Source organism: Streptococcus vestibularis ATCC 49124 (assembly GCF_000188295.1).
GTDB classification, from domain to species: domain Bacteria; phylum Bacillota; class Bacilli; order Lactobacillales; family Streptococcaceae; genus Streptococcus; species Streptococcus vestibularis.
In genome coordinates this window covers 1-995 of record NZ_GL831126.1, presented here as the reverse complement: position 1 = coordinate 995, position 995 = coordinate 1, and the positions used below count along the sequence as shown (strand labels likewise).

The window sequence follows — 995 nt, the reverse complement described above, 5'->3', positions numbered from 1 at the left end:
GAAACATTGGTAACGACTACATCAAAGCCATTAGACGTTTGATTGTTGATAGTCAATTTTCCTGTTACTTGAGATTCAGGCACTGTAGCTTTGGTTTCTGTAATATAAGTTCTCTTACCATTTAACATATAGTAAAGATGCACAGAATAGGTACCAGCATCACCCTTATGGCTAGCTGTGTCTACATGAACCTTGTAACTTCCGTCTGATTGTTTGTCAGCATGATACCAAGTGAGATCATCTTGACCATTCTTATCTGACCAAATTGGAACACGCACTTCTTGGACTGTCTTGCCACCGCCTGAAACATTGGTTACGACTACATCAAAGCCATTAGACGTTTGATTGCTGATGGTCAATTTCCCTGTTACTTGAGATTCAGGGACTGTAGCTTTAGTTTCTGTGATATAGGTTCTATTACCATTCAACATATAGTAAAGATGCACAGAATAGGTACCAGCATCACCCTTATGGCTAGCTGTGTCTACATGAACCTTGTAACTTCCGTCTGATTGTTTGTCAGCATGATACCAAGCAAGGTCATCTTGGCCATTCTTATCTGACCAGATTGGAACACGCACTTCTTGGACTTCCTTGCCACCACCTGAAACATTGGTTACGACTACATCAAAGCCATTAGACGTTTGGTTGTTAATAGTCAATTTCCCTGTTACTTGAGATTCCGTAGCTTGAGGAACTGTAGCTTTAGTTTCTGTGATATAGGTTCTCTTACCATCTAACATATAGTAAAGATGCACAGAATAGGCACCAGCATCGCACTTATGACTAGCTGTGTCTACATGAACCTTGTAGCTTCCATCTGATTGTTCGTCGGCATGGTACCATGTAAGATCGTCTTGACCATTCTTATCTGACCAAATTGGAACACGCACTTCTTGAACTATCTTGCCACCACCTGAAACATTGGTAACGACAACATCAAAGCCATTAGACGTTTGATTGTTGATAGTCAATTTCCCTGTTACTTGAGATTC

Annotated in this window: 1 protein-coding gene; it reads right to left on the bottom strand. The window is 40.6% G+C overall.

Translation table 11 applies throughout. From position 1 onward, the window contains the following. A partial coding sequence (locus tag HMPREF9425_RS09045) for a GBS Bsp-like repeat-containing protein (protein ID WP_211205179.1) occupies positions 1–995 on the bottom strand: 995 nt, incomplete at both ends.